Genomic DNA, 26,508 nt, shown 5'->3' with positions numbered 1-26,508 from the left:
GGGGGGGGCTCTCCCCGCCGCCGCCCGGCGGGGGGGCGCGGTTCGGCGCCCGCCCCCCCCCGCGGCACGTCCGGCACCGGTGGGCGGGCGCCGCCCTCGGCCCGGTCCGGCGTCGGCAGGGTGGCCGGACGGGGTGGCCGGACCGGGTCGAGGCTGCCTCGACAGGTGGGCGGTCGGGTGACGTGGGCCCTGTCGAGCTGCCCCGTCCGTGGGACCGCCTGTCGTCAGCGGATGCCGAACAGCGCGCGGTTGAGCACCGGCTTCGCGGTCTCCTGGAAGTCGATGTCGGGGTCGAGCGACCGCACGGTGCCCTCCACGACGAGCAGCGACAGCAGCGGGAAGACCAGTTCCGGCGACGCGGCCACCCCGTACCGGCGTTGCAGGTCGAACAGCTCGCCGGCGAAGGCGATCAGGCTGAACTCCTTGGCCGACAGGCGGTAGCTGCGGGCCACCAGGTCCTTCACGCCCTCGGTGAAGGCCGGCACGTCCGCGTCGTCGGCGACGCCGATCGCGCTCTCCAGCACGATCGCGGCGCAGCGGTCGCCACGCCCGATCGACATGTTGAGGAAGAAGTCCGCGAAGAGGCCGCGCATCTTGTCCGACAGTTGGACGCTGAAGCCCGCGTCCAGCACCACCACCTGCCCGCTGCGGGTGAAGTAGAGGTTGCCGGGATGCAGGTCGCAGTGGACGAAGCCGTTGATGAACAACATCTGGTAGACCACGGTCAGCGTCGACGCCGCGAACGTCCGGCGCATCGCGCGGGGGCACCGGGCGCCGGTGTCGACGGCCAGGTCGGGGATGAAGTCCATCACGATGGCCGCCGGCCGGCTCGCCGCGGCGTGCACCCGGGGCACGCGTACCCGCGGGACCCCGCCCAGGTCCTCCCGCAGCCGGTCGAGGTCGCGTCCCTCGCGGCCGAGGTCGAGCTGGCCCAGCACCGACTCGCAGAGGCTGTCCACCACCTCGCGGACCGGTACGCCGCGGAACATCGGCAGCCGGGCGACCACCGAGGCGCCCCGGCGCAGCAGGCCGAGGTCGGCGGCCATCCGGGGACCGATCCCGGGCCGGCGCAGCTTCACCGCGACGGTGGCCCCGTCCGGCAGCGTCGCCCGGTAGACACAGGCGATGCTGCCGCTGGCCACCGGCGTCTCCTCGACCGAGGCGAAGACGATGTCCAGCCGGTCCCCGTACACCTCGCGCAGCGCGGCCCGGCTCTGCGCGGCGTCCATCGGCGGCACGTCGTCCTGCAACATGGACAGCTCGTCGCAGAGCAGCGCCGGCACGACGTCACGGCGGGTGCCCAGCACCTGCGCGGCCTTGATGAACGTCGGGCCGAGCCGGGCGACCGTCCGCGCGACCTCCCGGGCGAAGCGGCGGCGGCCGGCCGGCCGGCCGTGCCGGAGCGCCGTGCCGGCGGCTGCGGCGAGCCCCGCCGCGAGTGACGCGGTCGCCACCGAACCGATGACGACCGCGCGTGCGCCCAACCCCGCCCCACCGGGTGCGAGCGGTGGACGGCGCGATCCGGAGGGTGGGGCGGCGCGCAGGGCCGCCGAACCGAGGGGGGAGAGGCCGAAGATGAACTTGGACGGAACCATCGTGCGCCTTTCTGCCGAGGGGTCAGCAGGCCGGGTCAGGCGGTCGTCGCGGACAGCCCCGGCACGTCCAGCGCCCGCAGACGCAGGTTGGCGGCGTCGCCGTACCACAGGCGCAGGCCGTCCCAGGTCAGGCTGGTGGGCCGGCCGTCGACGTGGATCTGCAGCACGTTCCGCCCGGCGCGCAGGTCGAAGACGGTGATCGCCTCGCCGAGGCGGTCGGTGTGGGCGACGTACCGGTCCGTCACCGTCACCCCGGTGACGCCGAGCGGGGCGGGCACGGTGGCCAGGAGCCGCAGGTCCGAGGCGTGCCGGAGCTCCAGCGCGTCGGACCAACCCAGCCAGATGCCGTCCTTGCCCGCCTCCATCCCGCAGATCGGCACGCCCGGCCGTGGGCTCGGCACGTCCCGCAGGATGTCGCCGGTCTGCGTGTCGCAGAGCCGCAACGCACCGTCGGTGGCGTAGAGCAGGTGTCCGCCGAGCGAGGTGAGCCCGGCCACCAGGCCCGGGCAGGACAGCGTGTGCCCGGGGGCGCCGCTGCGCGGGTCGAGGCAGGTGGCCTGCCCGCGGCCCTGGTCGGCGTACCAGAGTGCGTGGCCGGACCAGGTGAGGCCGGCGAGCTGGTCGACGTCGATGGAGAGGTCGTGCACCGACGCCGCGGTGTAGATGATCATCGCTTGTCCGCCCGGTCGAGGTGACAGTCGAGGCGCCACCGGGTCACGTCCCGAGCGGCGGGACCCTCCGGACGTCGGGGGCGCACGTGCACGGTGTCGCCCGCGGCGACCCGCGTGTGCCGGAGCGGCCAGACGAAGACCGCCCAGTTGCAGCCGAGGTAGGAGGGCATGTTGGACAGTTCGATGCCCGGCGCCAGCGTGGCGGTGAAGTACCCGAGCACGGCGTGCAGCGTGCCGTCCCGCTCCAGCGGCAGGGCCAGCGGCCGGGCGGCGCGCAGGCCGGTGTCGCCGCGGCCGGTGTCCACGAGGACGGCCGGCTCGCCGAGCAGGGTCGGCTCGCGGCTGAGGAAGTGCAGGTGCGCCGACGGCTCGACCAGTTCCTGGACCACGTCCAGCCGCATGCCGAGGAAGTCGTCGCTCCAGATGCCCCAGCCCTCGTCGTCGAACTGCACGGCGGCGAGCCGGGTGACCACCCGCTCGGGCACCACGACCCCGCCGGGCCGCAGGTTGCGGCGGTTGAACGTGCGCAGGATGCGGGCCATGTCCTCCTCGGGCCCGAGGTTGCCCATCAGCTCGCAGACGGTCACGTCGACCTGGCGCGGCAGCCGGGCGAGGCGCGCGTCCCCGACGACCAGGGTCACCCGGTCGTCCCAGTCGTTGGCCTTGATGATCCGATCGGCGACGGCGGCGACCTGGGGATCGGCCTCGACGGCGTACACGTGGGCGGCGCCGTGCCGTAGGGCCAGCGCGGTGAGCGCCAGGGTGCCGGCGCCGACGTCGGCCACCACCGTTTCCTCGTCGACCGCCGCGGCCAGCGCCCGGTCGTACGCCTCGACGCGGCGTCGGTCACCGAGCATCGCCTGGTGCATGAGCAGGTGGCGCTGGTCCATGTGCGATCTCCCGCCCCGTCGACCGGCTGATCTACTGGAGAATCATATAGCAGAAATTGATGCTTGTCCCCTGCCTCAGCGCCCGGTGTGGCAGCCGCAGGTGCAGCCGACGGCGGGGGGTTCGCCGTCCACGCCGTGCTCGTACAGGAGCTGCCGGGCCAGGGCGTGCACCGTGCCCAGCATCCGGTAACGCCGGCCCGACGAGCTGTGCCGGACCTCCAGGACCGACTTGTCCACCAGCCGCTCCAGCAGCATCTGCACCGTACGCGGCTCGCCGGCGATCGCCTTGTCGGCGACGGCCGCCGCCTCCAGGCAGAACGCGGCCGGCATCGCGCCGAGCGCGGTGAAGCAGCGTTGCTCGGCCGGGTCCAGCAGCTCGATGCTGCGGTGCACCGCGGCGTGCAGCGAGCGGTGGTGACTGGGCACGCCGCGGCGGGGTGGCTGGATCCGGCGCAGCGGGTCGTCGAGCCCGTCGACCAGCGTCTCCAGGCGCTGCGTCCGCAGGCAGGCCGCGGCGAGCTCGATGGCCAGCGGCAGCCCGTCGAGGGCCCGGCACACCGACGCCACCGCCTCGACGTTGGACTCGGTGAGCCGGAAGCCCGGCCGCACCTGCGCCGCCCGCCGGGCGAACAACTGCAGGGCGGGCTGCGCGGCCAGATGGCCCGGCTCCGCGTCCACGCCCAGCGGTCGCACCGGGTACACCGCCTCGTAGGGCAGCCCGAGCAACTCCCGCGAGGTCAGCAGGATGGTGATCTGTGGGCAGTTCCGCAGCACGTCGTCCGCCAGGTCGGCGGCCTCGTCGGTGACCAGCTCGGCGTTGTCGAGCACGAGCAGCAGCTTCCGGTCGTGCAGCCGGTGCACCAGCGGTTCGCACCGGCCGGCGCCCCGGGCCGGTGGCTCGTCGACGGCCACCTCGACCGCCCGCGTCAGGTCCGGGCCGGTGCGGACGTTCGCCAGGTCGGCCACCGCCACGCCGTCGGCGAACCGTTCCCGCAGCTCCTCCGCCGCCGCCAGGCCGAGCGCGGTCTTGCCGACCCCGGCCGCCCCGGTCAGGCTCACCAGGCGGTACTCGCGCAGCAGGTCGCAGACCGCCGAGAGGTCCGCCGCCCGCCCGATCAGCTCGTCCACCACCGGTGCCGGCCCCCGCCACGGCGGCTGGTGGACGCCGGGCCGGGCGTCCAGCACCTCCCGGTACGCCGCCGTGAGCTCGGGGCCCGGGTCCACGCCCAGGTCGAGCTTGAGTCTCGTGCGCACGTCGGCGTACCGCTCGATGGCCCACGCGCGCTGGCCGATGTGGGTGAGCGCCTGGAGCACCCGGGCCTGCACCCGCTCGTTGAGCGGCTCCGCCTGGGCCAGCCGCTCGGCCAGCGGCAGGACCGCGTCCGGCCGGCGCAGCTCGAGGCCGAGCGCAACGTAGTCGAGCGCGGCGGCCAGGAACTCCTGCCGCAGCGGGCCGACGTCGTCCTGGTCGGCCAGCAGCACGGACAGGTCGCCGATCTGGGGATCCTGCCACTGGTCGACGCTCTCGCCGTACCGGGCGAACGCGCTCTCCAGCTCGCCGCTGTCCCGCAGCGCCGACGCCCGCCGGACGCCGGCGCGGAACACCTGCAGGTCGAGCTGGTCGTCGGCGATGGTCAGCCGGTATCCGCCGGGCACCGACACGATGACGTTGGTCCGCTGCCGTCGAGGCGTGTCGGGCTCGACCGCGTGGCGCAACCGCGCGACGTAGGTGTGGACCAGGTTGGCGGCCCTCGTCGGTGGCTGTCCCGCCCAGAGTGCGGCGATCAGGTCGTCCAGCGGCACATGTCGTCCGGCCCGCAGGGCCAGCAGGGCGAGGACCGCCCGCTGCTTCGGGGGGCCAAGGTCGACCTCCCTGCCGCGAATCGTCGCTCGGACGGGACCGAGGATCTGAATTCGGAGTTCGATCTCGGTCCGGTTCACACGTCCCCCAGCTGTCGTGGCGCTGTGCTCAGTGTGCCTCCACTTTAAGTGAAGAACTTCCATACTTAAAGAGGCGGAGCTGTTGCACTGGGTAGCCGCTCCGGCGTCATCCCGGCGTCAAGTGCCCGTCAAGAACGGTGCCGGAAACTTGGCTGCGGCAACCGGCGGCACCCGATCGAATCGTGTCCGGCCCAGGCCGGGCAGCTCTCGACCACGACCCGGAGCGGAGAGATGCGGACGATCGCACCCCACGGTTCGTACCCCCACCTCGCGACGCGGCCCCGTCCATGATCGTCGGCATCATCGGGCGCGGTCGGATGGGATCTGCCCTGGCCAGGGCGCTTGCGGCGCACGGAGGACCGGTGCTGATCGCCGGTCGCGGCGACCCGGTGCGGCCGCCCGACCCCTTCGCCCCGTACCCCGGAATCCGGTCCGTCCCGACGGGCGCCGTCGTCGCCGGGGCCGACCTGGTCGTCCTGATGCTGCCGTTCGCCGCCGCCGTGGAGCTGGCCCTGGCCGGCCGGCTCGACGACGGACGAGGGCGTACGGTCATCGATGCGACGAACCCGCCGCAGGCTGCTGTCGCCCCGCCCGCTTCCGCGGGGTCCGGGGGGCGGTTGCTAGCGGAACTGTTACCGCAGTGGCGCGTCGTCAAGGCGCTCAACACCGTGCCGGCCGGCATGCTCGACGAGCCCGTCCTCGACGGGCGCCCGGTCACCGTGCCCCTGGCCGGCGATCACCCGCCGGCCAAGGCGGAGGTGAGTGCGCTGCTGCGCCGGCTCGGGTTCGCCCCGGTGGACGTCGGTGGCATCGACCGCGCGCCGGCGCTGGAGTCGCTGGCCGACCTGTTGATGGCGATCAGCAGCCGGCACGCCCTCCGGGGCCGGCTCGGTTTCCAGGTCGCCCTCGCGGAGCCGCGGGCCGCGGTGGACGGTGGGCTGTCCGGGCCCGCGCACGTCGAGCTGAGCCGCCGCGCGCCGGCCGGCGGCGGCGAGCGTCAGCGCCGGCCGGCGCCCGCCGCGGAGAGCGCCCGCTCGCCGGCCGGCCGGCCGCCGAGGCCGAGCAGGTAGAGGCAGCGGGGGAGTGCCGCCGGCGGACCGGTGACGGAGACCGCCCCGCTGACCACGGCCTCGACCGGCTCGATCGCGCCGCTGCCGAGATCGAAGAAGGTCCGGGCGTCGGTGGCGACCCGCAACGTGGCGTCCGCGCCGGCCGTCCCCTGCGCCGTGCGGGCCTCGCCGCCGGCGACGCGGACGTGGAACACCTCGCCCTCGATGTCGAACTCGTAGACCTCGTCGGCGAGGGCCCGGGCCGGGTCGACCATGGACTCGATGGCCAGCACGGCCCAGGAGGCCCGGGTGACCGAGGCGCCCGTGCGGACGGGCTGCTCGGCGAGCAGCGTCAGCCCGAACCGGGCCAGCACCAGGACCGGCTCCCGCAGCTTCTCGCCCAGCTCGGTGAGCGCGTAGCCCGCGGTGCGCCGTTCGGCGTCGAGCGGCTCGATGATGCCGGCCTCGGTCAGGAAGGCCAGCCGGTCGGCGAGCAGGTTGGTGCCGATGCCCGGCAGGGCGTCCAGCAGGTCGCGGTAGCGGCGAGGTCGGACCAGCAGCTCGCGGATGATGAGCAGCGTCCAGCGTTCACCCACCACGTCCAGTGCGAAGGCCAGCCCGCATTGCTGGCCGTACGTCCGGCGGTCCCGTTGCTCTTTCACGGCGCTCCTCGATGCCGCAGCGCGGACTCGGCCGCGCTTCTTTACTTAGACATAGTACATGACTGCCTCTTCCAGATTGCCCTCCTGCCTGCGGAAATTCCCGCGACGCCGGTACACCCCATTTTGTCCATCCGCGACCTGCCTAGAATCGGCCCGGTGACGACCGCCGTACCGGCCGGGCAGGACCTCACCGACGTCCTTGCCCGCCTGCCCAAGGTCGAGCTGCACGTGCACCTCGAAGGGTCGGTGCGGCCCCGCACCCTGCTCCGGATCGCCCGCCGGCACGGCCTCGACCTCGGTCGGCTCGACGAGGCGGCGGTGGTGGAGCTCTTCCGCTTTCGCGACTTCCGCCACTTCACAGATCTGTACGAACAGTGTTGCGCGGCGTTACGTGACCCGGCCGACCTCGAGCTGATCACCGAGGAGCTCGCCGACGAGGCGCACCGGCAGAACGTCCGCCACCTGGAGGTGACGTTCAGCCCCGGCACGCACCGACGGGGAGCGGGCATCCCGTTCGACGAGCAGCTCGACGCCGTGGCCCGGGGCGCCGAACAGGCCCGCCGCCGCACCGGAGTCACGATGCGCTTCGTCGTCGACCACGTCCGGGGCGGGCCGCCGGAGGAGTGCCAGCAGGTCGCCGAGTGGGCGGTGGCCGGCGCCGGCCGGGGGGTGGTGGCGCTCGGCCTCGGCGGTTTCGAGCCGCGGCGCCCGGCGTCGCTGTTCGGGGAGGCCGTCCGGTGGGCGGCGGCGCGGGGGATGCCGTTCGTGCCGCACGCGGGCGAGGCGGTGGGGCCCGAGGGCGTCTGGGACTGCCTGCCGTTCCGCCCGCCGCGCATCGGGCACGGCATCCGGGCGGTCGAGGACCCGCGGCTGGTGGCGGCGCTGCGGGACCGGGGCGTCGTCCTCGAGGTCTGCCCCACCAGCAACCTACGTACGGGCGTGGTCCCCGAGCCGGGGGCGCACCCGCTGCGCCGGTTGTGGGACGCCGGGGTGCGGCTCACCCTCAACACCGACGATCCCAGCATGTTCCACACCGACCTGCTCGCCGAGCACCGCCTCGCCGTCGAGTGGCACGGTTTCACCGTGGCCGAACTCGCCGCCATGACGCTGATCGGGGTCGACGCCGCGCTGCTGCCCGCGACGGAGCGCGCGGCGCTGCGCGAGCGGGTGACGGCCGAGCTGGCGGAGCTGGGCGTGACCGCCGCCGGCCTGCCCGCCTGAGCCCGCACGGTCAGCCCGGACGCGGCGCCAGGCGGGACCGCAGCGCGGCGATGTGCGCCGGGGTGGTGCCGCAGCAACCGCCGACGACGCCCAGCCCGACCGGGCGCCAGGCCGCCCAGAGGTCGGCGAAGGCGTCGGGCGTCAGGCGGGGCGGGAGATAACGGTCCACCGGGGTGGCCGGCGGCACCCCGCTGCGGTCCTCCACGTTCGGGTACGCGCCGAGCAGGCCCGGCCCCGCGGCGCGGAGCCGGCGCAACGCCCGGTCGGTGCCCGCCGGGTCGGTGCAGTTGACCAGGACCGCCGCCGCGCCGGCCGCCCGTACCGCGTCGGCCGCCACGGCGACGTCCTCACCGGACAGCAGGCGGGCGTCGCCGGTGCAGACGAAGCTCACCCAGGCCGGCAGGCCGTGCTCGCGTACCGCCCGGGTGGCGGCGACCGCCTCCCGGACGGTGTTCATGGTCTCGACCAGCGCCAGGTCGACGCCGGCGCGGGCGAGTCGGTCGGCCAGCCAGCCGTGCTCCCGCCGCAGCACCGCGGCGCCGGGCACCAGGTCCGGCTGGTAGCAGTCCTCGACCGGAGCGACGGAGGCGGCGACGAGCACCCGCCGGCCGGCCACCGCCGGGTCGGCCGCCCGGCGGGCCAGCGCCACGGCGGTACGGACCAGACCGGCGGCCGTGGCCTCGTCCGTCCCGGCCCGGTACGCCGTCCGCAGGGTGGTGCGGAACGTGTCGGCGGTGAGCACGTCCGCTCCCGCCGCCACGTACGCGCGGTGGATGCGGGAGACGAGGCGCCGGCCCTCGGCGTCCAGCAGGCAGCGCGCCGTCCACCACGGGGCGGACACGGACCGGCCGTGCCGTTGCAACTCGGTGCCCAGTCCGCCGTCGAGGACCAGCGGCCCGGACGTCGACGCCCCCGGTACGTCCACCGGCGCCTCCCCGCCTCCCCCGGCCGGCCCCGCTCGTCGTGGCCGGCTGCCCGATCGTGGCACGGTCGGCTCGGCCCGCACGACGTCCGCGCGCCGCCGGAGGGGAACTCCGCAAGCTGTGAGACAGGCGCGGCCGGGGACCCGCCGGCACCCCGGTGCCGCGCCCGGCCGGCGGGGTCAGGCCCGGGGGGAGGCGATCGCCGCGACGCCCCCGAGCAGCGCCCGCACGTCGTCCCGCGTCGTGTAGCGCGCCACCCCCGCGCGCAGGGACTCGGGCGCGTCGGGCGACACGGCCCGCAGCGCCCGCTCCGCGCCGAAGGTGCCGTGCCCCACGGTGATCCCCTCGGCGGCGAGGGTCGCCGCCACCTCGGCGGCGGACCGGCCGACGACCTGGAAGGACACGATCGGTATCGGGGACCTGCCGTCCGGACGGCCGAGCACGCGCACCCCGTCGATCATCCGCAGGCCGCGGGCCAACAGGTTGGCGAGGCGCTCGCCGTGCCGGAACACGGCCGAGCGGTCCCAACGGAGCAGCACCTCGGCCGCCACCCCCGCGGCGAGGACCGCCTCGATGCCCGGCCCGCGCGTCGCCCCCGGCCGGTCGGCGGTCCGGGCGAGCACCGACCGGGGCCGCCCGTCGCGGTTCCACAGCACCCCGCACCGGGGGCCGTACCACTTGTCGGCGGAGGTGACGAAGGCGTCGCAGCCCCACGCGGCGACGTCCACGAACCGGTGCGCCGGCGCCTGCACCCCGTCCACGAAGATCCGCGCGCCGGTGGACCGCGCGGCCGCACAGATCGCCGGGATGTCCGGCGCGCTGCCGAGGACGTTGGAGCCGGCGGTGACCGCGACCCACCGGGTACGCGGGCTGAGCTGCTCGGTGACCGCGTCGACGGTCAGCTCTCCGCTCGGCGACAGGTCCGCCACCCGGACGACGGCACCCTGCCGCCGGGCGGACTCGCGCCACGGGTCCACGTTCGCGGCGTGGTCGAGAGCCGTGCACATCACCTCGTCGCCGGGGCGGAGTGCGGGTGCCACGGACCGGACGAACCCCTCGGTCAGGCTCGTCATGTCGGCGCCGAACGACACGATGCCGCCCGGTGCCCCGATCAGCGTACGGAAACGGCCGGCCGCCCAGTCGAGCACCGTGCGGGGCCGCGGGTGCGCGACGTCCGCGCCGGCCCGCGCGGGATAACGGGTCATCACGTCGCGGACCGCGTGGTGCACCAGGGTGCCGGCGGGAGCGTCGAACCGCGCGGCACCCGGCCGCAGGTCGGGGAACTGCTCCGTGACGGGCCGTGTCACCAGGGCGGTGAGGGGGAGCGCATCCAGCTCGCCGAAGGTCATCTCATCGAGGGGGATCAGATCGCCGCGGCGGTCGTACGGACGCGCGCGGTGGTGCCGGTCGGCAACGGGGAACCAGGCAGAGCACGGTCCCGACAGGGCACCGGCACGGTGTCTCCTCGATGGGCGCATGTGGACATCGCGTTCGTCGCAGCTGCGTGCTGTCCCAGAGTCGTACTGACGGGCCGCGGGGGACGGCTCCTCTCAGTTCGGCGAAAAATATCACATCCGGCGCGTACGAACGACCCCGTGACGACGGTGAGTGAGTTTCGCCCGTGGTCGTGGCCGACCACCGTGCTCGTACCCGGCGCGATCCGCACGGCTACGGCATGAGCCCGGGCCCACCCGGTCCGACGTCGGTCGCCGCCGGGTCGGCGTCCGCGTCGGCACCGTGGGGGTCGCCGCACCACCGCCAGAAGTCCGCGCCGGTGGCCGGCGCCCGCCCGGCGGGTGCGCGACGCCGCGGCCCCGTCCACCCGTCCGGATCGGTTCCGGTCCACCAGGACAGATGCCGCGGGTCGACCTCGGGCACCCCGGCGCTCCCGTCGGCTCCGGCGGCCCGGGGGCCCTCCGGCGGGGCTCCCCCGTGACAGGCGACGGACACCATCGCGGACCTCCCGTCCGGTGTCGATCGAGGACAGTCAGGCTAACCCGCCGTCAGTCCCGGGCGGTCTCCCAGCTTGCGCAACACCGGGCGGCGCCGGAGCGGCTCCCACCAGGCGCGGTTCGCGCGGTACCAGGCGACCGTCTCGCCGAGCCCGCCGTCGAGGTCCTTGCGCGGCACGTACCCGAGCTCGCATCTGATCTTGCTCCAGTCGACCGCGTAGCGCCGGTCGTGCCCCTTGCGGTCCTCGACGTAGCGGATCCGGTCGGGGTCGGCGCCGCAGGCCGCCAGCAGGCGATCGGCCATCTCCCGGTTGGTCAACTGGGTGCCCCCGCCGACGTTGTAGACCTCCCCGGCCCGGCCCCGCGTCCGCACCAGCTCCAGCGCCCGGACGTGGTCGTCGACGTGCAGCCAGTCGCGCACGTGCAGCCCGTCGCCGTAGAGCGGGACGTCCCCGCCGTCGAGCAGGTTCGTGATCGCCAGCGGCACCAGCTTCTCCGGGTGCTGGTGCGGGCCGTAGTTGTTGGCGCAGCGCGTCACCCGCACGTCGAGCCCGTGCGTCCGGACGAAGGCCAGGGCGAGCAGGTCGCTGGCGGCCTTCGCGGCGGCGTACGGCGAACTCGGCAGGACCGGGTCCGTCTCCGGCCACGTGCCGTGCTCGATCGACCCGTACACCTCGTCGGTGGAGACGTGCACGAAGACCGCGCGGTCGCCGTGCCGCCGCCGGACCGCGTCCAGCAGGGTGTAGGTGCCGAGCGTGTTGGTGCGGACGAAGTCACCGCCGTCGGCGATGGACCGGTCCACGTGGGACTCGGCGGCGAAGTGCACGACCTGGTCGTGCTCCGCCACCAGCCGGTCCACTAGGTGGCTGTCGCAGATGTCGCCGCGGACGAAACGGTAGGCCGGGTGGCCGGCGACGGGGCGCAGGTTGGCGAGGTTGCCCGCGTACGTCAACTTGTCCAGCACCGTGATCCGGACACCGCCCGGCTCCGCCGGCCGCAGCAGGGTGCGGACGTAGTGCGACCCGATGAAGCCCGCGCCGCCGGTGACGAGGATCCTCGTCGCGTTCATGCCGACCTCCGTCGCGTGCGCTCCCCGCCGGCCGGCTCGGCCCGGCTCCGCTCCTCGGCCACGGCCGGCTCGGCCCGGCTCCGCTCCTCGGCCACGGCCGCCTCGATCATCCGTCGCCACGGCGGCAGCGGGCCGAGGCCGGCCCGCGCCCACCCGTCGTGCCCGAGGACGGAGATCCGTGGCCGCCGGGCGGGCCGGGCGGCGAGCGTCCCGCTGCCCGTCGGGCGCACGCGGTCCGGGTCGAGCCCGTGCAGCGCGAAGACCGTCCGGGCGAAGCCGTACCAGGTGGTCCGGCCGGCCGCCGTGCCGTGGTAGATCCCGGCCGGCGCCCGCCCGGCGGCGGCCAGCCCGGCCAGCGTGACCAGCCGGTCGGCGAGCGCGCGCGCCCAGGTGGGCTGGCCGTGCTGGTCGTCCACGACGTCCACGAACTCCGTCTCGGCGGCCCGGCGCAGCACCGCGCGGACGAAGTTGGGGCCGTGGCGGCCGTACAGCCACCCGGTGCGGACCACGTAGCCCCCGGCGGGCAGCAGGCCGCGCACGGCCCGCTCGCCGGCGAGCTTGCTGCGGCCGTACGCGTTCAGCGGGGCCGGCGCAGCGTCCTCCGGCCACGGCACGGTGGTCTCGCCGGAGAAGACGTAGTCGCTGGACAGGTGGATCAGGAGCGCCCCGCTGCGCGCACACGCCCGGGCCAGGTTGGCCGGGCCGGCGCCGTTCACCGCGGTCGCACCGGCCTCGTCCGACTCGGCCCCGTCGACGTCGGTCCAGGCGGCGGCGTTGACGACGACGTCGTGGCCGGGCACCGCGTGCCGGACCGCGGCGGCGTCGGTGATGTCGAGCATGGCCCGGTCGAGGGTGGTGTGCCGGCCGCCGGCGAGGACCTCGCCCAACTCGCGGCCCAGCAACCCGCCCGCGCCGGTCACGAGCAGTCGTGGCGTCGGCGCGCTCATCGCCGCCTCCGGTGCGTCATCGCCATGCCCACGCCGTCGGCCCCATCGTCCACAATGGATCGATGGTGTCCCGGCGTGGCCGGTGGACGCCGAGTCGGTTTTCCGATTCGCTGGCTCGACGGCCGGCCGTGACCGGCCCGCGAGTTCCGCGACGGGTGAGGAGGACAGTGGTGGACATCCGGGCGTTGACGATCGAGGGTTCGTGGCTGGTCACCCCGGAGCAGCACCACGACGACCGGGGCCTGTTCCTGGAGTGGTACCAGGCGGGACGCTTCACCGAGGCGGTCGGACGACCGTTCAGCGTGGCGCAGTCCAACGTCTCCGTCTCGGGACGGGGGGTGATCCGCGGCATCCACCTGGTGGACGTGCCACCCGGCCAGGACAAGTACATCACCTGCGTCTCCGGGGCGGTGCTCGACGTCGTGGTGGACCTGCGGGTGGGCTCGCCGACCTTCGGCCGGTGGGAGGGGGTGCGCCTGGACGACGTCGACCGCCGCGCCGTCCACCTCGACGCCGGGCTCGGCCACGCGTTCTGCGCGCTGACCGAGCCGGCCACCGTCGTGTACCTCTGCTCGTCGCCGTACGACCCGGCAGCCGAACGCACCGTCAACCCCCTCGACGCGGACCTCGGGATCGCCTGGCCGGAGGGGCCGCGTCGGCTGTCGCCCCGCGACGCCACCGCCCAGACCGTGGCGCAGGCGCTGGCCGCCGGCGTGCTGCCGGCCTACGTGCCGCGCGGGTAGCGCGACGCCGCGCCGACCGGGCGTCACCCGCCGCAACCGGGCGGCGAGCCGGCGGCCGGGTGCGACGCGCCGGTCGCCGGCCCGGGTCGGGGTCGGGCCGGCGCGGGGACACCGACGACGGTGCCGCCGGCCACGGCCGGCGGCACCGTCGCGCAGGCGGCGTGGTCGCGGCGACCCGCCGCCGCGGGTCCGGCGCCGGCCGGCCCGCCCGGCATCGCTCACCTGCTGTTGTACGGCATGGTCGGGAACCATCCGTAGTCGAACATCGCCGGTAGCCGGACGTCCCAGTAGACGACCATGAACACGCCCAGCGCGATCAGCATCCCGCCGGTCAGCGCGGCGGTCCGGGACGGGCTCGCCGCCAGCCAGCTCACGAAGCGGCCGCGGGTGAGCACCACGATCAGGGCGAACAGCGCCGTCACGACGGCCACGTTGCCGATGGACTGCAGGACGAACGCGCCGGCGCCGTAGAGCGGGTTGCCGGAATCGACGGCCCAGTGGAAGAGCTTGTTGAACAGCGGGTACGGACGGCCGATCAGGAAACCGCCGACGAGGGCGCCGAGCACCACGACCCGGGCCGCCGGCCGGTGCGCGAACGGGTCCCGCAGCACCCCGAGCGCGGCCAGGCCCAGGTAGACGAAGGCCAGCCCGATCAGCCCGAACACGACCATGGACTGGACCAGGCGTACCGGGAGACCGCCGACCGTGGCGGTGGAGAGCTGCGGCAGACCGTCGCCGACCAGTACGCCGACGAAGCCGTAGACCGCGGCGACGGCGACCATGCCGGCCGTGAGCCAGCCCACCGGGCGCACCAGGCTGCGCAGCCCGGTCCTCGTCGCCCCGCCCGCACCGGCCTGGCTCATCGGGCCGATGGACGCCGCCATGGCGATGTTGCAGGCGGTGAACGTGCCGGCCAGACCGGAGACGAAGGCGAAGACCAGACCGGCCAGGGTGCCCCCGATCGCGGTCGCCTTGGCGTCGCGGCCGAGCACCGCGTTTGCCACGGAGTCGCCGATGACGTGGTCGACGAATTCGTAGGACCACAGCACCGACAGCAGCACACCGGCGGCCGTGGCGCCCAACACGATCCGTCCCCGCCCGGCCGGTGTCGCCCGGGGGGCGACGGCGGCGGCCTTTTGCTCAGTGACAGCCATGACTGGATTTTGGGCGACCGGCCCCCGGTCGGTCTTCTCGCAGGTTGCCGGATGTCCCGTGGGCCCGACTGCGCCCGCTGACCCGCCGGGCCGGCCAATGGTCCGCGTCACGTCGGGGCCAATTTCTTGCACAAAGTGCAAGATCGCTTGTAGCGTTCCCGCGTGCACACCGCCGAGACCGAACCCGGCCCCGGCCGGCGCGACCGCAGGAAGCGCCGGACCCGGGCCGCGCTGACCGAGGCGGCGCTCCGCCTGGTGGCCGATCGCGGCCTGGCCCAGGTGACGGTGGAGGAGATCAGCGAGGCGGCCGGCGTCTCCCCGCGTACCTTCTTCAACTACTTCGCCTGCAAGGACGACGCGCTGGTCGGCGACCACGCGGGCGACGGGGCGCGGCTGGTCGCGCGCCTGGCGGCCGTGCCGCCGGAGGTGCCGGTGCTGGCCGCGCTGCGGGCCGCCCTCGCCGACGTGGTCGACGAGGTGCGCACCGAGCGCGAGCTGTGGTGCCTGCGGATGGACGTGGTGATGCGCAACCCGGTGTTGCTGCCCCGTCTGGTCGCCGGCAACGTCGAGACCGAGCGGGCCGTCGCCGAGGTCGTCGCGGTGCGGGTCGGGGTCGACCCCGACCACGGCTACCCGGCACTCGTCACCGCCGTGGCCGGCGCGGCGGTGCGTACCGCGATGACCCGGTGGGCCGCACACCCCGACGGACCGGACCTGGCCGACCTCGTCGACGAGGCGTTCGCCGCGCTCGCCGCGGGCCTGCCGCAGCCCGACCCGTCCTGACCCTGCAAGCCTCCTTCCGGGGAACGGTCCCCGGACGGCCCGTGAACCCCGCACCCGTGAGGAAGCGTCAATGACCGCCACCGTGCCCGCCAAGACCCCCGAGGTCAGCGCCGGCCGCATGTCCCGCCGAGAGGTGCTCCAGGCACTCTCCGGCCTGATGGTCGGCATGTTCGTGTCGATCCTCGCCTCCACGGTCGTGGCGAACGCGCTGCCGCGCATCATCGCCGACCTGAACGGCTCCCAGACCGTCTACACGTGGATCGTCACCACCGAGCTGCTGGCCATGACGGCGACCGTGCCGCTGTGGGGCAAGATGGCCGACCTCTACAGCAAGAAGCTGCTCATCCAGCTCTCCCTCGGCCTCTTCGTGGTCGGCTCGCTGATCGCCGGGTTGACGCCGAACGTCGAGGTGCTGCTGATCAGCCGCATCGTGCAGGGGGTCGGTGCGGGTGGCATGACCGCCCTGGCCACCATCGTGATGGCGGCGATGATCCCGCCCCGCGAACTGGGTCGCTACGCCGGCATCTTCGGCGCCGTGTTCGGCGTCGGCACCATCGCCGGCCCGCTCATCGGCGGCGTGCTGGTCGACACCTCCTGGCTCGGCTGGCGGTGGTGCTTCCTGATCGGGGTGCCGTTCACCCTGCTCTCGATCTTCCTGCTCCAGCGCACCCTGCACCTGCCGGTGACCCGCCGCAAGGTGCGGATCGACTGGCTCGGGGCGCTGCTCATCACCTCGGGGGTCTCCACCCTGCTGATCTGGTCGTCCCTGGCCGGCAACTCCTTCGCCTGGGCGTCGGGCTGGACCGCCCTGATGGTCGGCGGCGGGATCGCCCTGCTGGCGCTGGCCGTCGCGGTGGAGGCCCGCGCGGAGGAGCCGATCGTGCCGCTGGGCATCTTCCGCAACCGGACGGTCTCGTTGACCACCATCGCCAGCGTGCTGGTCGGCGTGGCGATGTTCGGCGGCACGGTGTTCCTGTCCCAGTACTTCCAGATCTCGCTGGGCAAGTCGCCGACGGTGGCGGGGCTGATGAGTCTGCCGATGATCTTCGGCCTGCTGGTCTCGTCGACGATCGCCGGCCAGCTGATCACCAAGACCGGCCGGTGGAAGCGCTACCTGGTCGCCGGCGCGGTGGTGATGTCGGTCGGCATGCTGCTGCTGGCCACCATCGACGCGCACACCAGCGGGCTGCTGCTCGGCGTCTACATGGCGGTGCTCGGCGTCGGGGTCGGCATGCTGATGCAGAACCTGGTGCTCGCTGCGCAGAACGACGTGCCCGCGCAGGAACTGGGCGCCGCCACCTCCGTGCTGACCTTCTTCCGCAGCATGGGCGGCGCGATCGGGGTCAGCGCGCTCGGCGCGGTCATGGCCAACCGGGTCGCCTCGCTCTCCGCCGAGAAGCTCGGCCCGCTGGCCGGCGGCGCCGCGGGGGAGGGCTCCGCCGAGGTGCCCGACCTGTCCACCCTGCCGCCGCCGGTGCTGCGGATCGTCCAGGACGTGTACGGGACCGCCACCGCCGAGCTGTTCCTGATCGGCGCCCCGTTCGCGCTGCTCGCCGTGGTGGTCGTGCTGTTCATCCGGGAGAAGCCGCTGCACACCCTCAGCGGTGAGGAGCGGCGCGCCCAAGAGGAGGCGGCGGCCGCCATCCCCGGCGCGCACTGAGGTTCCTCGCCCGGTTGACGGAGGGGGCGGCCCGGCCTGCGCCGGTCGCCCCCTCGCCGGGTGGCGCCGGCCCGCCCGCCCGGGCCGGCGCGTCGCTCAGGACGGGCGCAGCCGAGGCGGGGCGACCGGCACCGGCGGGCGCGCCGACGGCCAGGCCGCCGGGATGCGTTCCAGCAGCCCACCGGCGAAGACGTCCCGCAGGCCGAGCGGCTTGAGGTGCACGTACCCGATGTGGCAGTCGCAGGTCGCGTTGACGCACGGGCGGGGCCGCAGGGCCGGCCGCCACGAGCCGTCGTACAGGTTGCCGATCGGTTCGGCGATGAAGTGGCACCGGCGCACCGTGCCGTCCCCGAGCACGGAGACGGCGGTCTCGCCCGCGTGGCAGGGCCGGTCGAGCGACACGTGCGGGCGGGCGCTGAAGCCGAAGAGCGGGTCCAGCTCCGTCCAGACCGCCTCCTCGGCGGCGTCGTAGCGCCGGCCCTCGGCGGCGTTCACCCACAGGTAGACCTCGGCGGGCAGGGCGGCCCGCAGCGCCCGTGCCTCGCCGAGGTGCTCCGGCAGGCCGACCACGCCGACCGAGTACCGGATGCCCAGCTCGGACAGCCGGGCGCAGCGGCGCAGGAAGCGGTCCCGGTCGACCTGGCCGGGGTGGTAGGTGGTCCACAGGGCGGCGGCGCGGGGGTCGGCGTCGGCCAGCCAGTCCACCCGGGCGGCGAGGTTGGTCTGGATGACGACCCGGTCGACGTGCGGCAGGTGCGACAGCGACACCATCGCGTCCCGGTACCAGCTACGGGTCAGCCCCTCGCCCCACGGGGTGAACAGCACCGACAGCCGCACGTCGGTGGTGGCCGCGACCCAGCCGGCGAAGCGGTCCAGGGCGGCCCGGTCGGCGCGCAGCAGCTCCGGCGGGTCGTGCCGCTTGGCGAAGGGGCAGTACGGGCAGTCGTAGTTGCAGCTCGCCAGCGGGCCCCGGTAGAGGATCGCCAGGTTCACCTCGGCACGTACCCGGTCATCGCGTCGCGGACCCGGGCCGAGGTCAGCCACGGGCCGACCGCGTCGGAGCGGGCCAGCCCGGCCGGGGTCAGCCGCAGCCCGCCGTGGGTGGCCCAGCCCCGGTCGACCAGGCGGCCCAACTCCGGGAAGTCGTCGCCGGGCGGGCGGCCGAACCGGGCCCGGTAGGCAGCGGCGTCGACGCCGTCGACGCGCAGCAGCGACTTGAGCAACCACCGGCGGCGCTGCTCGGCGCCGTCGAGGGTGAACCCGAACTCGGCGTGCCGGAAGTCGTCGGCCGGGCGGGCCACGTAGTCGTCGAGCACCGCCCGCACCTGCGACACGCCGACCGCGTAGTCGAACGAGTAGTGCAGGCTCGTGGTGTAGGAGCGGGCGCCGCAGCCCAGCCCGACCATGCCGTCGTCCTGGCAGCAGTAGTCCGGCCCGTCCGGCGCCGGCACGTCGGCGCGGCGGAACTGCCGCATCGACTCCTGGCGGTACCCGGCCGCGCCCAGCGTCGCCACCGCCTGCTCGTAGAGGGCGAGCCGCTGGGCGTCCCAGTCCGCCCGGCCGTGCGCCCGCCGCCCGAGCCCGGTCAGCGGCCGCACGTACAGGGGGTAGAGGTACAGCTCCTCGGGGCGCCACGCCAGCGCCGCGTCGAGGCTCTCCCGCCAGGTGTCGGCGGTCTGCCCGTCGATGCCGTAGATCAGGTCGATGTTGAGCACCGGGATCCGGGCGTCGCGGATCGCCGCCAGGGCGGCCTCCACCTCGGTGCGGCGCTGCGGCCGGCCGGCGGCGCGGGCCTCGGCGTCGAGGAAGCTCTGCACGCCGATGCTCACCCGGGTGGTGCCGTGCGCGGCGAGCACCGCGAGCCGGTCCGGCGTCGCGGTGGCCGGCGAGGTCTCCACCGACAGCGGTACGCCGGGCAGCCGCGCCCCCGTCGTGGTGGTGGCGATGTCGAACAGTTCGGCCAGCTCGTCGGCGCTCAGGTAGGTGGGGGTGCCGCCGCCGAACGCCGCGCGGGCGTACCCGGCGTCGGCGCCGAGCGCGTCGGCGACCCGTTCGGCTTGCCGGCGCAGCTGCCGCAGGTAGCCGGTCACCTGCTCGGCGGGGGCGTTGGCGCGGGTGAACAGGTTGCAGAACCCGCAGCGCATCTCGCAGAACGGCACGTGCACGTAGAGGAAGAGCGCGTCGCGCGCCTCGGCCCGCCACACGTCCGCCAGCAACGGCCGGGGCCGCAACGGCCGGTACGAGGTCTTGTGCGGGTACGCGTACAGGTACTGCTGGTACGGCGAGCCGTCGAGGCCCGTGTCGGTGCTGGTCACCATTCTCCCGGGTGCAGGGTGAAGTGGGCGTACGGGACGGTCCACACGACGTCGTGGCCGATCCGGTGGCCGGTGTGGCCGTCCTCCCCGTACGCGGTGCCGTGGTCGGCGCAGACGATCGCGAACACCGGCCGGCCCCGGCCGGTGAGCAGGGCGAACAGCCGGTCGATCCGGCCGTCGACGTACTCCAGGGCGGCGGCGTGGCTGGCCGGGCTGTCGACCTGCGCGCCGGGCAGGTGGTGCCGGTTGGGCTGGTGCAGCGCCGCGACGTTGAGGAACGTGAACAGCGGCTGCCCCGCCGGTACCCGCGGCAGCACCTCGGTCAGCCGGTCGAGCTGGGCGTCCAGGCAGGTGGGGGAGGTGACCCCGAACTCCGGCTCCCAGTGCGCCTCGGCGAACAGGCCGGGCAGCACCGCGCCGAGCGGGCTGCGCCGGTTGAAGAACCCGACCCCGCCCAGACAGAGCGTGTGGTAGCCGACGCCGGCCAGGGCGGTCGGCAGGTCCGGCGCGTCGAACACCCACGTGTCGCTGCCTGCGGTCTCGCTGCCGGGGAAGGCCGCCGCGTACAGCCGCTCGTGCCGGCCGGGGGCGACCGGGGTCGGCAGGAAACCGGCGAAGAACGCGTGGTGCGCGGCGTAGGTGAAGCTGGCCGGGGAGTGCCGGCGCTCCCACCGGCCGCTGGGCAACGCCCGGGCGAGGTGCGGCGTCCGGCCCTGCTCCGCCAGCTCGGCGGCGACGTCGTAGCGGAGCGTGTCGAGGGTGAGCAGGAGCAGGTCGTGGCTGCCGATCAGACTCCGCACGGCAGCACCTCCGCCCCGGCGAGGGCGCGACCGGCCGCCGCCGACCGCCAGCGCTGCCACCGGCCGTCGGTCAGGGCGTGCACCTGTTCGGCGTAGGTGTCCCGGCCGTCGGCCAGCACCCCTGGCAGCAGGTCGCCGAACGCGTTGACCTCCGCCACCGCGTGCCGCCGCCAGCCGACGAGGAACATCAGGTCGATCCCCACCTGGAGCGTGCGGGGAAAACACCCGGCGACCCGCTCGCAGGTCTCCATCGCCGCCGCCCACGCCGCCGGTCCGGCGGCCGCCCGCAGCGCGGCGAGGTCGCCGCGGGCGTTGCCCAGGTGCAGGTTGGTCAGCGGACCCCGGGCGGCCCGCACCACGGCATGGGTGGGCCGCCCGGCGACCACCACCACCCGCAGGTCGACCACCCGGTCGCCGAGCCCCGCCTTGGGCAGCCACCGCTCCACGTGCAGGCCCTCGGGCGCGATCCGGTCGACGATCGCGGCGACCTGTGCCTCGTCCGTGTAGCGGCGGGGCCGCAGCGAGTTGAACAGCCCGTCGGGAGTCGCCTCGACGGTGGTGACCGCCTGCACCCGGCGGCCGGCGACCGCCAGCGCGACCACCCCGGCGGCGGACGAGCCGTGCACGGGCTTGACGAACACCCGACCCCAGCCGGCCGCCGCCATCGCCGCCCGCAGCTGCGCCCAGCCGTGCACCGGGGGCAGCGCGGCCGGCACCGGCACCCCGGCGGCGGACAGCCGCGCGTGGCAGCGCCGCTTGTCGCACATGACCGCGACGTCCGCCGGGTCGTTGAGCAGCTCCGCGCCGCCGGCGGCGACCCGGCCCAGGCCCCTGAGCAGCCCGGCGTACGTGTCGGCCAGCCCGACCAGCTCGCCGTGCCGGGCCGGGACGGCGGCCCGGCGCAGCAGCCGGTCCACCTCGGCGTCCTCCCCGGGCGAGTCGACCCGCACCAGCGCACCCGGCGCAGGTGGGGCCGCCCCGGTCAGCACGTCGAGCCAGGGCAGCACCGCGGGCCGGGGCAGGCCGGCGGCCAGCACCGCCCGGGTGAACAGGCCGACCCGACGGTTGTCGGGGTTGCCGACGACGGTCAGGCGCATGTCACTCCGACACCGCCGTGTAGCGGTAGCTCTCGCCGTCGTACTCGTCGGCCTCCTGCGGGTCGGACACGTCGACCCGGACGCCCGGCAGCGCGGCGACCACCGAGGCGGCCATCTCCTCCGAGAGGTAGTGGTGGTGCAGGTCCAGCTCCGCCAGGTGGCTCAGCGGCTGCCCGGCGAGCAGCCCCGCCGCGCCCCGGTCGCCGAGCGTGCCCAGCGACAGGTCCAGCCGTTCCAGGCGCGGCACCACCGCCGCCCTCGCCAGGGCCTCGGCGAGGTCGTCGGCGTTCTCCGCGTTGCGCAGCCCGAGCCGGCGCAACGCGGAGAACCGCTCCCCGGCCAGCAGCGGGGCGAGGTCGGAAACCTGCGCGTCGCCGCCGTAGTCGGAGGTGCCGAGCCACAGCTCCAGGTCGGTGAGCGCGGGCAGGTCGGAGTCGAGCACCGCGCCGACGAACGCCGCGGAGAGCCCGCCGGTCTCCACCGCCAGCTCCCGCAGCCGCGCGTGCCGCACGGGAGAGAACGTGAGGTCCTCGCCGCCGCGGACGCGCAGCACCTCCAGCTCCGGGTACGCCGTCAACAGCGGGCTGACGTCGCCCACCCTCATCCAGGAGACCTCGCACTCCTCGCCGGTCATGTCACCGAGGAAGAGGGCGCGCAGGGCGGGCAGCCGGGGCACCGCCGCGCAGAGCTGCGCGATCGGGGCGAGGTTGAACGCCGCGTACCCCCACGGGCCGACGACCAGGGACTCCACGGACGGCCCGGCCTGCGTGACGAACCGGTCGAACGCCACCCGGAACTCGTCCGAGAGCTTGTAGTCGGCGGTCTCGTCGAAGTGCCACAGGGAGAACCGCCACGAGACCGGACCGTCCACCGTGGGCAGCGGCCCGTCGACCGGGACGTCGACGACCGGTCGACCGGCGAAGGCCCGCGCGTGGGAACCGAAGGCCACGGCCGATCACTCCCCGACCGCGGTGTAGCGGTACCGGGTGCCGTCGTACTCGTCGGCGGTCTGCGGGTCGGACACGTCGACGCGCACGCCCGGCAGCGCGGCGACCACCGAGGCGGCCATCTCCTCGGAGAGGTAGTGGTGGTGCAGGTCCAGCCGCGTCAGGTGGGTCAACGGCTGGCCGGCCAGCAGCGCCGCCGCGCCCTCGTCGGTGAGCGTGCCCATCGACAGGTCGAGGACCTCCAGCCGCGGGACGACCGGCGCCGCGGCGACGGCCGCCGCCACCGCGTCGGCGATCTCGGCGTTGCACGGCGCCAGGTGCCGCAGCGCGGGCAGGCCGGCACCGGCCAGCACGCCGGCCAGGTCGTCGACGGTCGCGTCGCCGCCGTAGTCGGACCTGCCGAGCCACAGGTCCAACCGGTGCAGGGCCGGCAGCTCGCAGGCGCCGACGGCCCGCACCACCCCGGCCGGCAGCCCGCCGGACTCGAAGCGCAGCTCACGCAGCGCGTCGTGCCGGACCGGCTCCAGCCGCAGGTCCTGCGCGCCGCGCACCCACAGCACCTCCAGCGACGGGTACGCCGCGAGCAGCGGGGTGATGTCGCCGTGCCTGAGCCAGGAGATCTCGCACTGCTCGTAGGTCAGTTCGGCGAGGAAGACCGCCCGCAGCGCGGTCCACTCCCCGGCCGCCGCCACCAACGTCTCCACCGGCAGCGGCCGCTCGTACGCCTCGCCCCACTCGCCGATCACCAGGGCGCGCACCGCGTCGGCCGGCACCTGCTCGCGCAGCGCCTGCACGAGGCCGGCGAACTCCTCGGGCTCCGCGTCGAAGTCCTCGACCTCCAGCCGCCAGGCGACCGCCGACGGGTCGTCGGGGAGGGTCATCCCCGGTGTGAACGGCAGCACCGGCAACCCGGCGAACGACGACACGTGCGAACTGATCACGCCTACCTCCGGTCGACTGGTGCAGCGGCGGCGAGACCGTAACAGGTGTGCCCGACAAGATGATCAGCGGCGGTCGTTGGCAGACGCGCGCGGTCCGCCTCCGCAGCCAGCGGCGGGAAAACTGCCCCATTTATTAGCCTGTTGTGGCTTTCGTCTATCAGCCGTTCGGTTGATGTGGCGACAGCCGTTGGTCTAGGGTGGGCTGCACTGCGGTCGGCGCCCCAGGGTGCCGCCGCGCCGTGCGGGACAGGAAGGCCAACATGATCACCACGACCACCGCGCCGACGACCAGCACCGACGCCCGCACCACGGCGGCCGGGGACGAGTCCCGCGCGAGCGAGCTGATCGCCGCCCTCGCCGCACTGCCCGAGGGGCACCCCGACCGGCCGGCGCTGCGGGAGCGGGCGATCGAGGCGTGGCTGCCGCTGGCCCACCACCTCGCCTACCGCTACAGCGGGCGCGGCGAGCCCACCGGCGACCTGGCCCAGACCGCCGCCCTCGGGCTGATCAAGGCGGTGGACCGGTTCGACGCCTCCCGGGGCGTCGACTTCGCCGGCTTCGCCATCCCGACGATCCTCGGCGAGATCAAGCGCCACTTCCGCGACCGCACCTGGAACATCCGTGTCCCCCGACGGCTGCAGGAGCTGCGGCTGCGCATCTCCGAGGCCAACGGCACCCTCACGCAGACGCTCAACCGGGCCCCGACGGTCGCCGACATCGCCGCCCACCTCGACATCACCGAGGAAGAGGTCCTGGAGGGCCTCGAGGGCGCCCGGGCCTACAACGCCGTCTCCCTGTCCACCCCCATCGGTGCCGGCGACAGCGCCACCGAACTGGCCGACACGCTCGGCGCCGAGGACGGCGAGTTCGAGCTGGCGGAGCTGCGGGTGGCCCTCGGCCCGGCGCTCGCCACCCTCGACGAGCGGGAGCAGAAGATCCTCACCCTGCGCTTCTACGGCAACCTCACCCAGAGCGAGATCGCCGCCCGGGTCGGCGTCTCCCAGATGCACGTCTCCCGGCTGCTCGCCCGCGCCCTCGGCAAGCTGCGGGGGCAGCTCGCCGACTGCTGAGCCGGGCTTCCCGTCGCACCGGCCGCTGGCTTCGTCAGCGAGGGGCCCTTCCGCACGCCTCCGGCAGAGGAAGGGCCCCTCGCTGACGCTCCGCGCCGGCGGCTGGCGGCCGGCTACCGGGCCGCGCCTGCGACGGTCACCCTCCGCGGCGACGCTGCGGGCATACGCCGCAACGGCCGGCCGCCCGTTCCACCGGCCGGCCGGGCACACTCGTCCGGGTGAACCACCCACGCGAGGCCCGCCGACGGCGGGTCCCGTCGCATGGACTGGCCGGACGTCGCCGACGGACCCTCCGGTGCCACCTCGGAGGCCCGCCGGGCGAAGGTAGGAGAGAGCAATGAGCACGATTCTCGTGACGGGCGCGGCGGGCTTCATCGGGTCCAACTTCGTCCGCCACTGGCGCCGCGCCCACCCGCGCGACCGGGTGATCGCCTTCGACCTGCTGACGTATTCCGGCACGCTGGCCAACCTCGCCGACCTCGGTGACGCCGTCACCTTCGTCCAGGGCGACATCCGGGACGAGCCGGCCGTGGCGTGGGCGCTGCGCGAGCACGGGGTCGACGTCGTGGTCAACTTCGCCGCCGAGTCGCACAACTCCCGCGCGGTGCTGGGCCCGACGGCCTTCTTCGAGACGAACGTGCTCGGCCCGGTCGCCCTGATGGAGGCCGTCCGGCGGGTCGGCCGCGACGGCATCCGCTTCCATCAGATCTCCACCTGCGAGGTGTACGGGGACATGGCGCTGGACGACCCCGGCGCCTTCACGGAGGACTCGCCCTACCGGCCGCGCACCCCGTACAACGCGGCGAAGGCCGGGGGCGACCACGCCGTGCGGGCCTTCGGGCACACCTACGGGATCCCCTTCACGATCACCACCTGCTCCAACAACTACGGCCCGCACCAGTTCCCGGAGAAGGTGATCCCCCTGTTCGTCACGCACGCGTTGCGGGGCATGCCGCTGCCGGTCTACGCCTCCAGCCGCAACCGGCGGGAGTGGCTGCACGTGGCCGACCACTGCCGCGCGGTCGAGGCGGTGCTGCTGCACGGCCGGCTGGGGGAGACGTACAACGTGGGCAGCGGCGTCGAGGTCGACGTCGAGACGCTCGCCGACGCCGTACTGGGGGAGCTGGGCCTCGGCGCGGAGCTGAAGCGACGGGTGCCCGACCGGCCCTCGCACGACCGGCGCTACCTGCTCGACTCCGGCAAGCTGCGCCGCGAGTTGGCCTGGGAGCCGAGGATCGGGTTCGGCGACGGGCTGAAGGCGACGATCGCCTGGTACCGGGAGCACGAGAGCTGGTGGCGGCCGCTGCTCGACCGCGTACAGGTGGCGGAGGAGACCGCGTGGCGGTGAGCCGGCGCTGAACCCGTCCGTCGGGCGGCGGGTGGCCCGGCCTCCCGCCGATCGCGGTGATCCCCGGCCGGGTGACCCCCGGTTCTCCTACAGTGGTCCGTGCGTCCGGTCGCACGCGGGCCGCCCGCCCGGCACCGACGGCGGTGGCGGCGGCCGGTGGTCCCGGCCGGGTGTGGCCGCGGGAACGGGGGTTTGGGTGTTCGCACGGGCGTTCCGCCCGCACCGTGACGCGGCCCGCTCGGCGGGCGGCCACGGCCAGGGCCACGACCGAGCCGCGCACGGCGGGCCCGACGACCAGGGCGGGCCCGGCCGGCACGGCGGATCCGGCGAGCAGGCGGGGCACGGCGGGCACGACAAGCACGCCGGTCACGACCCGGAGCAGTTCCGCCGCAAGTTCTGGCTGTGCCTCGCCCTCACCGTGCCGATCGTGCTGACCAGTCACATGGTGATGGACTGGTTCGGCTACACCCTGGACTTCCCGGGCCGGAGCTGGGTGGGCCCGGTCCTCGGGTCGGTGGTCTTCTTCTACGGAGGCTGGCCGTTCCTGGTGGGCGCCGTACGGGAGGTCCGCGACCGCGCCCCGGGGATGATGCTGCTGGTCTCGATGGCGATCGCGGTGGCGTACGTCGCGTCGCTGGCGACCAGTCTCGGCGTGTTCGACCTGGACTTCTGGTGGGAGCTGGCGGCGCTGGTGACCATCATGTTGCTGGGGCACTGGCAGGAGATGAAG

At 74.7% G+C, this 26,508-nt stretch carries 23 protein-coding genes and 1 pseudogene; 8 read left to right on the top strand and 16 right to left on the bottom strand.

Translation table 11 applies throughout. The features are described from left to right. Positions 1-224: 224 nt before the first annotated feature. From ABT006_RS33375 to ABT006_RS33360, 4 genes are all read right to left on the bottom strand, one after another. The gene (locus tag ABT006_RS33375) at positions 225-1,484 is read right to left on the bottom strand and encodes an ABC1 kinase family protein (protein ID WP_350712466.1); all 1,260 of its coding nucleotides are present in this window, start codon (positions 1,482-1,484) and stop codon (positions 225-227) included. 146 nt (positions 1,485-1,630) lie between these two features. After that, positions 1,631-2,266: a YncE family protein gene (locus ABT006_RS33370; protein WP_350712465.1), complete on the bottom strand. Its 636-nt coding sequence runs from the start codon at positions 2,264-2,266 to the stop codon at positions 1,631-1,633. Continuing rightward, positions 2,263-3,156 (bottom strand): class I SAM-dependent methyltransferase, encoded by an 894-nt coding sequence (locus tag ABT006_RS33365; protein WP_350712464.1) that lies wholly within the window; start codon positions 3,154-3,156, stop codon positions 2,263-2,265. Before ABT006_RS33365 ends, ABT006_RS33370 begins: the two co-directional genes overlap by 4 nt. A 75-nt stretch (positions 3,157-3,231) precedes the next feature. Next, positions 3,232-5,097 carry an ATP-binding protein gene (locus ABT006_RS33360; protein ID WP_350712463.1) on the bottom strand — a complete coding sequence of 622 codons (1,866 nt, stop codon included), beginning with the start codon at positions 5,095-5,097 and terminating at the stop codon, positions 3,232-3,234. A 287-nt stretch (positions 5,098-5,384) separates the two neighbouring features. On the opposite strand from ABT006_RS33360, the gene ABT006_RS33355 reads away from it, so the two are divergent. Continuing rightward, positions 5,385-6,167, top strand: a complete 783-nt coding sequence (locus tag ABT006_RS33355) for an NADPH-dependent F420 reductase (protein WP_350712462.1) — start codon at positions 5,385-5,387, stop codon at positions 6,165-6,167. On the opposite strand, the gene ABT006_RS33350 is transcribed toward ABT006_RS33355, so the two are convergent. Then, the gene (locus ABT006_RS33350; RefSeq protein ID WP_350712461.1) at positions 6,095-6,808 is read right to left on the bottom strand and encodes a winged helix-turn-helix transcriptional regulator; all 714 of its coding nucleotides are present in this window, start codon (positions 6,806-6,808) and stop codon (positions 6,095-6,097) included. The two genes, ABT006_RS33355 and ABT006_RS33350, sit on opposite strands and share 73 nt — an antisense overlap. 156 nt (positions 6,809-6,964) lie before the next feature. Between ABT006_RS33350 and add the strand changes: the two genes are divergently transcribed. Then, complete coding sequence (gene add, locus ABT006_RS33345; RefSeq protein WP_350712460.1) at positions 6,965-8,029, top strand: adenosine deaminase; 1,065 nt, start codon at positions 6,965-6,967, stop codon at positions 8,027-8,029. Between the two features lie 10 nt (positions 8,030-8,039). Here add and ABT006_RS33340 read toward each other — a convergent pair whose 3' ends face one another. From ABT006_RS33340 to rfbD, 4 genes are all read right to left on the bottom strand, one after another. Next, a complete protein-coding gene (locus ABT006_RS33340; protein WP_350712459.1) occupies positions 8,040-8,954 on the bottom strand; it encodes a homocysteine S-methyltransferase family protein in 915 nt (304 codons plus the stop codon). Between the two features lie 177 nt (positions 8,955-9,131). Next, positions 9,132-10,301 (bottom strand): aminotransferase class V-fold PLP-dependent enzyme, encoded by a 1,170-nt coding sequence (locus ABT006_RS33335; RefSeq protein WP_350712458.1) that lies wholly within the window; start codon positions 10,299-10,301, stop codon positions 9,132-9,134. Positions 10,302-10,944: 643 nt separating this feature from the next. Then, positions 10,945-11,973 (bottom strand): dTDP-glucose 4,6-dehydratase, encoded by a 1,029-nt coding sequence (gene rfbB, locus ABT006_RS33330; protein WP_350712457.1) that lies wholly within the window; start codon positions 11,971-11,973, stop codon positions 10,945-10,947. Beyond that, a complete protein-coding gene (gene rfbD / locus ABT006_RS33325) occupies positions 11,970-12,920 on the bottom strand; it encodes a dTDP-4-dehydrorhamnose reductase (protein ID WP_350712456.1) in 951 nt (316 codons plus the stop codon). The genes rfbB (ABT006_RS33330) and rfbD overlap by 4 nt, the downstream gene beginning before the upstream one ends. Before the next feature lie 170 nt (positions 12,921-13,090). Between rfbD and ABT006_RS33320 the strand changes: the two genes are divergently transcribed. Next, positions 13,091-13,663 (top strand): dTDP-4-dehydrorhamnose 3,5-epimerase family protein, encoded by a 573-nt coding sequence (locus ABT006_RS33320; protein WP_350712467.1) that lies wholly within the window; start codon positions 13,091-13,093, stop codon positions 13,661-13,663. Positions 13,664-13,881: 218 nt separating this feature from the next. Here ABT006_RS33320 and ABT006_RS33315 read toward each other — a convergent pair whose 3' ends face one another. Beyond that, the gene (locus ABT006_RS33315; RefSeq protein ID WP_350712455.1) at positions 13,882-14,817 is read right to left on the bottom strand and encodes a hypothetical protein; all 936 of its coding nucleotides are present in this window, start codon (positions 14,815-14,817) and stop codon (positions 13,882-13,884) included. Between the two features lie 162 nt (positions 14,818-14,979). On the opposite strand from ABT006_RS33315, the gene ABT006_RS33310 reads away from it, so the two are divergent. Then, a complete protein-coding gene (locus tag ABT006_RS33310) occupies positions 14,980-15,600 on the top strand; it encodes a TetR/AcrR family transcriptional regulator (RefSeq protein ID WP_350712454.1) in 621 nt (206 codons plus the stop codon). Between the two features lie 70 nt (positions 15,601-15,670). Beyond that, complete coding sequence (locus tag ABT006_RS33305; protein ID WP_350712453.1) at positions 15,671-17,260, top strand: MDR family MFS transporter; 1,590 nt, start codon at positions 15,671-15,673, stop codon at positions 17,258-17,260. Between the two features lie 96 nt (positions 17,261-17,356). On the opposite strand, the gene ABT006_RS33300 is transcribed toward ABT006_RS33305, so the two are convergent. Genes ABT006_RS33300 through ABT006_RS33275 form a run of 6 tightly spaced genes read right to left on the bottom strand, consistent with a single transcriptional unit; the run spans position 17,357 to position 23,360 of the window. Further along, entirely contained in the window at positions 17,357-18,253 is an 897-nt protein-coding gene (locus ABT006_RS33300) for an STM4011 family radical SAM protein (RefSeq protein WP_350712452.1), read from the bottom strand. Next, positions 18,250-19,575 carry an STM4012 family radical SAM protein gene (locus ABT006_RS33295; protein WP_350712451.1) on the bottom strand — a complete coding sequence of 442 codons (1,326 nt, stop codon included), beginning with the start codon at positions 19,573-19,575 and terminating at the stop codon, positions 18,250-18,252. Before ABT006_RS33295 ends, ABT006_RS33300 begins: the two co-directional genes overlap by 4 nt. Next, the gene (locus tag ABT006_RS33290) at positions 19,572-20,375 is read right to left on the bottom strand and encodes an STM4013/SEN3800 family hydrolase (protein ID WP_350712450.1); all 804 of its coding nucleotides are present in this window, start codon (positions 20,373-20,375) and stop codon (positions 19,572-19,574) included. The genes ABT006_RS33295 and ABT006_RS33290 overlap by 4 nt, the downstream gene beginning before the upstream one ends. Further along, entirely contained in the window at positions 20,363-21,472 is a 1,110-nt protein-coding gene (locus ABT006_RS33285; protein WP_350712449.1) for an STM4014 family protein, read from the bottom strand. Before ABT006_RS33285 ends, ABT006_RS33290 begins: the two co-directional genes overlap by 13 nt. Position 21,473: 1 nt before the next feature. Further along, positions 21,474-22,421 carry an STM4015 family protein gene (locus ABT006_RS33280; protein WP_350712448.1) on the bottom strand — a complete coding sequence of 316 codons (948 nt, stop codon included), beginning with the start codon at positions 22,419-22,421 and terminating at the stop codon, positions 21,474-21,476. Positions 22,422-22,427: 6 nt separating this feature from the next. Then, positions 22,428-23,360, bottom strand: a complete 933-nt coding sequence (locus ABT006_RS33275) for an STM4015 family protein (protein ID WP_350712447.1) — start codon at positions 23,358-23,360, stop codon at positions 22,428-22,430. A gap of 260 nt (positions 23,361-23,620) precedes the next feature. Here ABT006_RS33275 and ABT006_RS33270 point away from each other — a divergent pair, with 260 nt between their 5' ends. The 3 genes and pseudogenes from ABT006_RS33270 to ABT006_RS33260 form a co-directional block, all read left to right on the top strand. Continuing rightward, entirely contained in the window at positions 23,621-24,430 is an 810-nt protein-coding gene (locus ABT006_RS33270; protein WP_350712446.1) for a SigB/SigF/SigG family RNA polymerase sigma factor, read from the top strand. A 337-nt stretch (positions 24,431-24,767) separates the two neighbouring features. Beyond that, the gene (rfbB, locus tag ABT006_RS33265) at positions 24,768-25,778 is read left to right on the top strand and encodes a dTDP-glucose 4,6-dehydratase (protein WP_350712445.1); all 1,011 of its coding nucleotides are present in this window, start codon (positions 24,768-24,770) and stop codon (positions 25,776-25,778) included. A 196-nt stretch (positions 25,779-25,974) separates the two neighbouring features. Then, positions 25,975-26,508 (top strand): annotated as a pseudogene (locus ABT006_RS33260) (hypothetical protein); the annotation flags it as partial.

This window comes from Micromonospora sp. NPDC002717 (assembly GCF_040295705.1).
In the GTDB taxonomy this organism is placed as follows: Bacteria; Actinomycetota; Actinomycetes; order Mycobacteriales; family Micromonosporaceae; genus Micromonospora.
Note: the sequence above shows the minus strand (reverse complement) of the source record. Positions and strands in the feature narration are given on the sequence as shown.

Bases quoted from the DNA above. Each gene is read 5' to 3' on its own strand.
- ABT006_RS33370 (WP_350712465.1), bottom strand. From the start codon at position 2,266: ATGATCATCTACACCGCGGCGTCGGTGCACGACCTCTCCATCGACGTC.
- rfbB (WP_350712457.1), bottom strand. From the start codon at position 11,973: ATGAACGCGACGAGGATCCTCGTCACCGGCGGCGCGGGCTTCATCGGG.
- ABT006_RS33270 (WP_350712446.1), top strand. From the start codon at position 23,621: ATGATCACCACGACCACCGCGCCGACGACCAGCACCGACGCCCGCACC.
- ABT006_RS33305 (WP_350712453.1), top strand. From the start codon at position 15,671: ATGACCGCCACCGTGCCCGCCAAGACCCCCGAGGTCAGCGCCGGCCGC.
- ABT006_RS33365 (WP_350712464.1), bottom strand. From the start codon at position 3,156: ATGGACCAGCGCCACCTGCTCATGCACCAGGCGATGCTCGGTGACCGA.
- ABT006_RS33335 (WP_350712458.1), bottom strand. From the start codon at position 10,301: ATGACCTTCGGCGAGCTGGATGCGCTCCCCCTCACCGCCCTGGTGACA.
- ABT006_RS33315 (WP_350712455.1), bottom strand. From the start codon at position 14,817: ATGGCTGTCACTGAGCAAAAGGCCGCCGCCGTCGCCCCCCGGGCGACA.
- rfbB (WP_350712445.1), top strand. From the start codon at position 24,768: ATGAGCACGATTCTCGTGACGGGCGCGGCGGGCTTCATCGGGTCCAAC.
- ABT006_RS33285 (WP_350712449.1), bottom strand. From the start codon at position 21,472: ATGCGCCTGACCGTCGTCGGCAACCCCGACAACCGTCGGGTCGGCCTG.
- ABT006_RS33355 (WP_350712462.1), top strand. From the start codon at position 5,385: ATGATCGTCGGCATCATCGGGCGCGGTCGGATGGGATCTGCCCTGGCC.
- rfbD (WP_350712456.1), bottom strand. From the start codon at position 12,920: ATGAGCGCGCCGACGCCACGACTGCTCGTGACCGGCGCGGGCGGGTTG.